This window comes from Dysgonomonas sp. BGC7 (genome assembly GCF_001261735.1).
Classification (GTDB): domain Bacteria; phylum Bacteroidota; class Bacteroidia; order Bacteroidales; family Dysgonomonadaceae; genus Dysgonomonas.
This window is the reverse complement of the sequence record NZ_CVRP01000001.1, coordinates 359,324-366,099: the sequence shown is the minus strand read 5'-3', so window position 1 is coordinate 366,099 and position 6,776 is coordinate 359,324. Positions and strand designations below refer to the sequence as shown.

Here is a 6,776-nt window from a genome sequence, read left to right as displayed (position 1 = left end):
CCTGCCCGATTTATTACTTTTATTAAGTAATGACGGTATAATACCCTTGCTGATACAATTTAATGTATCCTTGTACTACACTCTTGAATGTTGTTATTTCATTTCCTTCAAAGATCGCTTCTAAACTTAGGGAAGAAAAATAATCGGTGATATAGTTAAACTCTTGCTTAATCGCAAAACAAACCTTCAACCCAATCTTTCGCTCGTTTTAAACTCGCTCGTTTAACTCCCAAAGCGGGTGCAAAGATAAACACAATTATTCACCAATTCCAAATATATCACAAACTATTTTTAATCTTTTTTCTATCCAAACAAACAATATACTATAAATGAACAACTTTCAAAGAAAAAAAAAATAATACAGACTGATGAAAAAACAAAAACGAGCACCAGAGCGCGATTTATTCATCCGACAAAGTAAAAACGTAATCTATAGAGATTATAGGATTCGATTTAATTAATATCTTTGTCGCTATAATATATAATATAAAAATGCTATACATGAAAACCTCTTTTTTATCAAAGTCTATAATTATATCTTTCGTTCTTATTTCTATTATTTCTTGCAAAGAGAAAAGTCCTCAGTTTACAATAGAAGGAACGATAAGCAATGCGGATTCTACTATGTTATATTTAGAAAGGCGGGCTCTGAACGAAACGACGATAATAGATTCGGTCAGATTAGGTAAAGACGGAAGTTTTAAATTTGCAGAAGCAAGTCTTGCTTATCCTGAGTTTTATTTACTTAGTATGAACGGACAAAAGATAAATTTATCGGTTGACTCAACAGAGGCTATTACAGTAAAAGCCCCTAAAGAGACATTCGCTTCGGACTATACCATAGAGGGATCTAGTAGCTCTTCTAAGATAAAAGATATAGTAATAGCACAGAACAAACTAAGCTACGCATTTTCCGACTTTAACAAACAATATAATGACAAGAAGATATCTCAGGAAGAATATGTAACAGCCGTTCAGTCTGCAATGGAAGAATACAAAACCCAGGCAAGGAATCTTATATATTCAGACTATAATAGTCCGGCTGCATATTTTGCTCTTTTTCAAAAAGTGGATGGATATTTGATTTTCGATCCTTTCAACAAAAAAGACCTTGCTGTATTTCAGGCCGTGGCCACTGTTTGGGATCAGTACAAATCGGCTTCTCCAAGAGCAGAACATCTGAAAACATTTACTCTATCGGCATTAGCTAATATTAGAAATATGGCGAATCAGGAGGAAGCTTTAAAGAATTTGGAAACAGCAGAGGTTAAAGACTACTCATCATATTATGACATTTCGCTGTACGACAGACACAATCAAAAAGTAAACTTGTCTTCTTTACGAGGCAAAGTAGTAATATTAGACTTCACTGCATACCAGACTGATTTTTCTCCTGCCCGAAATATTATTATAAACAATGTATATAATAAATATAAGGGAAATGTAGAAGTTTATCAAGTATCGGTAGACACTGACAATCATGCATGGCAAAACAGTGCGGTTAACCTTCCTTGGGTGTGTGTACGCATAGACGAAAGAGCGGGATCGGATGTTCTTCAAAAATATAATATACAAGGAATACCTACAACCTTCTTAATCAATAAAAAAGGTGAAATAGCAAAAAGAATGTCATCGTCTGACGACTTGGCCACGGAGGTACAAAAATTATTATAAAAAAGATTCTGAAAATATTTTGAAGATATAGAAATTAAATTCTATCTTTGTTCTGAAAGATAAAAAAGAAAAGGAGTTCTGGCCTATACGGCAAGGATTCTTTTTCTTTTTGTCACATAAAAAAACAATATAATAGTCACTAACTAATTTTATTTTTTAATTACCATGGCTATCACTTACATGACAGAAGACGGCTATAAAAAGCTGAAAGAGGACATTAGTGTTCTCGAAAGTGAAAGACCTGCTATATCGAAACAGATAGCAGAAGCTCGCGACAAGGGCGACTTGTCTGAAAATGCAGAATATGATGCAGCCAAAGAAGCTCAAGGCCTGCTGGAGGCTAAAATAGCACAGCTAAAAAATCTATTAGCAAATGCCCGTTTAATAAACGAAGATGCTATAGGTACTGATGTAGTACAGATACTAAACAGAGTAACTATACGCAATACGAAGAACAATCAGGAAATGACATATATGCTGGTAGCAGAAAGCGAGGCCAACCTAAAAGAGTTTAAAATAGCGATAAACACACCTATCGCACAAGGACTTATGGGTAAGAAGGTAGGCGATGTAGCCGAAATAAAAGTACCGTCGGGTATGATGAGTTTCGAAATACTGAATATTACAATCTAAGTAAGCAATGGCTAGTATATTCAGTAAGATAGTAGCCGGAGAGATACCTTCTTATAAGGTTGCCGAAAATGATAAATTTTATGCTTTTCTCGACATCAACCCGATGACGAAAGGTCATACTTTGGTCATACCCAAACAAGAAGTAGATTATATATTCGACTTGGAAGATTCTACACTTGCGGAAATGAATGTTTTTGCTAAAAAAATAGCCTTGGCAATAAAGAAAGCTATTCCATGCCAGCGAATAGGAATGATGGTGATAGGTATGGAAGTACCTCATGCACACATACATCTTATACCGATAAATAAGGAGTCGGACATGATATTATCAAATCCGAGGCAGAAGTTTGATCAAAAGCAATTTCTTGAAATAGCCGGAAGTATAAGTAAGCAGATGTAAAAAGCTAAATACGCTTAAGAAGAGTGGTCGGAAGAGATTCCGATCACTTTTTTTATTTTACGGAGGGGACAAATAAATAAACGGACTGACAGGGATATTACGAACTATAGAAAATATGACCAATAATATTAGAAAGATAAAGGTAGCCCGTGAGGATAAAAATACACTCTGTGAATAATTATTATTTCCTAATATATGTATTCCTATCAATAGATAATAATAGTACAGAATAACCGGAATCCCTAGAATAAAGAGAGGATTATGCCTTAATGCTTGTAAAAATTCTCCATGAAGAAGTAAATGAAAAGCCCGTTGGACTCCACAACCGGGGCAATCCAATCCTGTAACGTGATGAAAAACGCACCGATTGATCCAAATACCCTGCTCATCCATATTATAATACCTATAATATAGGAATATGGTGATAAGCGGAACAATAATTGCTATTGTAAGAAATATGTATTTATATCGTTTCATCAATAAAAAATAGAAAGGTAATACCTTTGATTACCTTTCTATGAAATTTATTTTTTAGACATATCGATTTTACATCGCATTCTGATATTGTTCAAGGATACTAGCACCTGCTATAATCCAATATATGACACCAACAACCAGTCCCAATATGGCCAATCCTAAAGAGATGAAACCTAATATTTTTGCTGTATTAGACGAACTTTCCGCTCCGGCGTAGTCTCCGGCATCGTATTTAGAATTAACCTGTGTTGCAAATACAATAGCAATGATTCCTAAAATAGCAGGAATACAATTACAAAGTCCAAGTACTGTTCCTACGATGGCAATAACCAGATAATTGTTTGGCCTTTCCGGCTTAGCAAAATCATCCAAATTTGTGTTTTGAAATTCTGACATAATATATATTTATTAAATTAGTATTTTTTTCAAAAATAAACATAATTTTCACATTAAAGAAAATACATTTGATAATTCTTAGCTAAAATTATTTTATAGCATTAACTTTACTCTCCGATATGAAAGTGAGACACATTATATTCTTATCTACAATACTACTTATTGTATTGTTTTTTTCGGCAGGTTTATACTACGCATACAATCAGGGATACATACGGATGAACTATCCTCCATTGACAGAATATCCCGTTCAGGGGATAGATGTATCTCATCATCAACAGAAAATAGATTGGGCGAAGTTAGATAAAAAGCTTGTACAGTTTGCTTTCATAAAAGCGACAGAAGGAGGCAATCATAAAGACTCTCTTTTTCAGCGAAATTGGCGAGAAGCTATACATAATAATATTCCTGTAGCTGCATATCATTTTTTCACCTTTTGCAAAGGTGGTGACGAGCAGGCTCGCAACTATATACATTATGTACCCAAAGACAGTATCGACCTGCCTCCCATTGTCGATCTTGAGTATGGAGGTAATTGTAAAGAAAACCGTAAAGAAGATCTCATTGCAGAAATAACCCGCTACTTCGAAATATTGGAAGATCATTATCAACGAAAAGTAGTTATATATACCACTAACGAATTTTATAAAAACTATTTAATAAACCAATTTCCAAACAACCCTATATGGATACGGGATATTTTATCGAAGCCCAATCTACCTGATGGACGCAACTGGCTTTTCTGGCAATATACTAATCGTGGCAAGATAGAAGGTATAAATACACCTGTAGATCTGAATGCCTTTAATGGAAGCAGAGAGGCCTTTGAGAAATTGTTGATCAAGAGGTAGGAAATTGTAAATAAGAGAAAAAGTTTTAGATAAAATCTTTATTCAATCTCTTAATCTATCAATTTCACTTCTCTCCTTTTTACTTAAATACTGCATCTCTATTATGTTTTCCGGATTTTTCATAAGCGTGTACAACGTAAAAATAAAAATATATTCCAAAGGTTTCATTAATATATAAATTGTATCTGCTATATATTTATTATTAAACAAATAATAATATTTGTGGATACAATCCCCTACTTTATTATAATTACGTCTTATTATATTATGAAGACGAGGTGCTTTTTTCCAGATAAGTTCTTCAAAAGCATTAGCTACAAGCAATTGTCTATTACATATTATCGGTTTCCCCAATCGTTCTCCATAGCGTTCGGGCTTTACTACGTTATGATGACCTTTCGCTGCTACAGAACAAAGAAAATGTCCGCCACATTCAACATTTTCACACATATAATCGAGCTGGGAAAAGCCTTGACGATATGTTTCAGTAAAAGCTCGTATCATAGAGTCGGGCTTTTGACCAAACAAAATGAGAGCTGATGCAATAAGAAACAATAGAGGAAAACATAATATTAGCAGATACAAAAATTTGTTTCTGGAAATGAGTATTTCACATGCAAATTTCTCTATTTTTGATTTAGGTTCGAACCCGCTCTCTTCAATATATGATAAGAGTAGCTTGTGATTTTGATTCAAAACTCTTATAAAAAGAACCGCTATCGGAGAACAAAAAATAAAACCTAACCCCGACCATTCGCCCCATGTTATCTGAATGAGAATCAAAACATCTAAAACAAGACCTATAATAAGCAAACTATTCAACAAAACCTCTAATACCGGCGAAAATATTTCTTTTCTATAGGATCCAATAAAATAAGAAATAATACTTATACTAATCAGAACATAGACTGTCAGTTTATGTTCAGGTGAGAACACAGCTGTATCCAAACAGCAGTCATTGGAAGAGACATCGGCTACTCTGAGAAAAATAACAGGAAAAACTATTACAAATAATACCTTAAATAAGAATTTTATAATACGAATAAATCTATGTTTTCCTGATTCATTCAGATACGTATAAAAAATAATAGATCCCAAAAAAAGGAAGATGAGTATAAATATAATAATAGTCATAAGTATTAATTTCACTTTCACAACAAAAAGAACTTTGAAACACAAAGTTAATTTTATTTATGAAATGACAAAACAAATTAGTAAAGTATCTTTGTCTGAACGATAAACGGAATTTATTTAGAAAAACTATTTTTAGATTATTCTAAGAAAACCCATTTATAGAAAGGTAAATAACGAATAAATAAAAGAGTAACAATCAAACAGATAATATATGTAAGTAACAATGAGGAAAATAAGTTGAGATACCCTGAGAGCCCTATCATCATTAATAATGATGAAATCGTAAAATTTACAATAGGAGTATGAAGTAAATAAATTCCACCGCTCCCGTGAAAATTCTTTTGTACAGATTTAACGTTAATAGAAATAAAATACGCACATAGCAATAAAAAAGAGACAAACGACAAATGGTAAAAACGATAATCGAAAATACCAATAAGAAAACTCGCAACAATCACTCCCATGACTAAAAAATAGAATTTTTGATAACTTTTCTTTTTCAAAATGGAAAAAGAGATTCCTATTCCAAAACATAATACATAAATCGGGAATAATCTATAATCGCTTCCTGTAGGCGAAAGTGTAGGAAGAAATAAAGAAGTAACAAAAGATATCACTAGAATAATCGACAGTATATAATTAAAAGAAACATTTATCTTTTTTGCAAAAAAACTTAATATCATATATGCTGATGATATTACAAACAGGTATGAAAGATAATATAACTGCATTCCCGCACCATGTAATGTCACAGTTTGCCACAAGCCATCTTTTAAATTCCCTTTTCCTAACAACCACATAAGAATAGCATACAATAATGAAAAAATAAAAAATGGAAGCATCATTCTCTTAAATATTTTAGAGACAGACAGCTTAATTGTTTCAGACGGACGAAAGAAAAAACCCGAGATTAGGAAAAAACCCATAACCGCACCACCAATATATGATACAATTTCTTGAATAAAAGAATTCAATTCACTTGAGTAACGAGACTCGGAAGACATATGTTGAAAAATAACAAAAAAAGCCAACAAATGTTTTAATAAATCAATACCGCCATAACGAAAGCTTTTCTCTGTATAATTTTGCTTGAATGATATAAGCATATTCATAATAGATATATTCAGAATTATGTGTATAAGTAATTAATTAGCAAATATAAAGTTATCATCTCTAATATTATTAATAAACAGAGACAAATATTTTACACA

General features: G+C 32.6%; 8 protein-coding genes. 4 read left to right on the top strand and 4 right to left on the bottom strand.

Annotated features, from left to right (window positions below; genetic code table 11):
• The first annotated feature begins 501 nt into the window (after nt 1-501).
• The 3 genes from BGC7_RS01425 to BGC7_RS01415 all read left to right on the top strand — a co-directional run bounded on the left by BGC7_RS01425 (nt 502) and on the right by BGC7_RS01415 (nt 2,707).
• On the top strand, nt 502-1,674 hold the full coding sequence (locus BGC7_RS01425; protein ID WP_050699754.1) for a TlpA disulfide reductase family protein: 1,173 nt from the start codon (nt 502-504) through the stop codon (nt 1,672-1,674).
• A gap of 165 nt (nt 1,675-1,839) precedes the next feature.
• Nucleotides 1,840-2,307 carry a transcription elongation factor GreA gene (gene greA, locus BGC7_RS01420; protein ID WP_050699753.1) on the top strand — a complete coding sequence of 156 codons (468 nt, stop codon included), beginning with the start codon at nt 1,840-1,842 and terminating at the stop codon, nt 2,305-2,307.
• 7 nt (nt 2,308-2,314) lie between these two features.
• Nucleotides 2,315-2,707: an HIT family protein gene (locus BGC7_RS01415; RefSeq protein ID WP_050699752.1), complete on the top strand. Its 393-nt coding sequence runs from the start codon at nt 2,315-2,317 to the stop codon at nt 2,705-2,707.
• Nucleotides 2,708-2,764: 57 nt separating this feature from the next.
• Here BGC7_RS01415 and BGC7_RS17540 read toward each other — a convergent pair whose 3' ends face one another.
• Both BGC7_RS17540 and BGC7_RS01410 read right to left on the bottom strand, forming a co-directional pair.
• Nucleotides 2,765-3,184 (bottom strand): DUF2752 domain-containing protein, encoded by a 420-nt coding sequence (locus BGC7_RS17540; protein ID WP_082206401.1) that lies wholly within the window; start codon nt 3,182-3,184, stop codon nt 2,765-2,767.
• Nucleotides 3,185-3,253: 69 nt separating this feature from the next.
• The gene (locus tag BGC7_RS01410; protein WP_050699751.1) at nt 3,254-3,580 is read right to left on the bottom strand and encodes a CD225/dispanin family protein; all 327 of its coding nucleotides are present in this window, start codon (nt 3,578-3,580) and stop codon (nt 3,254-3,256) included.
• Nucleotides 3,581-3,699: 119 nt separating this feature from the next.
• Between BGC7_RS01410 and BGC7_RS01405 the strand changes: the two genes are divergently transcribed.
• Entirely contained in the window at nt 3,700-4,431 is a 732-nt protein-coding gene (locus BGC7_RS01405) for a glycoside hydrolase family 25 protein (RefSeq protein ID WP_050699750.1), read from the top strand.
• 42 nt (nt 4,432-4,473) lie between these two features.
• On the opposite strand, the gene BGC7_RS01400 is transcribed toward BGC7_RS01405, so the two are convergent.
• Nucleotides 4,474-5,565: a DUF6688 domain-containing protein gene (locus BGC7_RS01400; RefSeq protein ID WP_050699749.1), complete on the bottom strand. Its 1,092-nt coding sequence runs from the start codon at nt 5,563-5,565 to the stop codon at nt 4,474-4,476.
• A gap of 137 nt (nt 5,566-5,702) precedes the next feature.
• Nucleotides 5,703-6,677 (bottom strand): acyltransferase family protein, encoded by a 975-nt coding sequence (locus BGC7_RS01395; protein ID WP_050699748.1) that lies wholly within the window; start codon nt 6,675-6,677, stop codon nt 5,703-5,705.
• Nucleotides 6,678-6,776 lie beyond the last annotated feature (99 nt).

Excerpts from the sequence above, each read along its gene's own strand:
- BGC7_RS01425 (WP_050699754.1), top strand. The coding sequence starts at position 502 with ATGAAAACCTCTTTTTTATCAAAGTCTATAATTATATCTTTCGTTCTT.
- greA (WP_050699753.1), top strand. The coding sequence starts at position 1,840 with ATGGCTATCACTTACATGACAGAAGACGGCTATAAAAAGCTGAAAGAG.
- BGC7_RS01415 (WP_050699752.1), top strand. The coding sequence starts at position 2,315 with ATGGCTAGTATATTCAGTAAGATAGTAGCCGGAGAGATACCTTCTTAT.
- BGC7_RS17540 (WP_082206401.1), bottom strand. The coding sequence starts at position 3,184 with ATGAAACGATATAAATACATATTTCTTACAATAGCAATTATTGTTCCG.
- BGC7_RS01410 (WP_050699751.1), bottom strand. The coding sequence starts at position 3,580 with ATGTCAGAATTTCAAAACACAAATTTGGATGATTTTGCTAAGCCGGAA.
- BGC7_RS01405 (WP_050699750.1), top strand. The coding sequence starts at position 3,700 with ATGAAAGTGAGACACATTATATTCTTATCTACAATACTACTTATTGTA.
- BGC7_RS01400 (WP_050699749.1), bottom strand. The coding sequence starts at position 5,565 with ATGACTATTATTATATTTATACTCATCTTCCTTTTTTTGGGATCTATT.
- BGC7_RS01395 (WP_050699748.1), bottom strand. The coding sequence starts at position 6,677 with ATGAATATGCTTATATCATTCAAGCAAAATTATACAGAGAAAAGCTTT.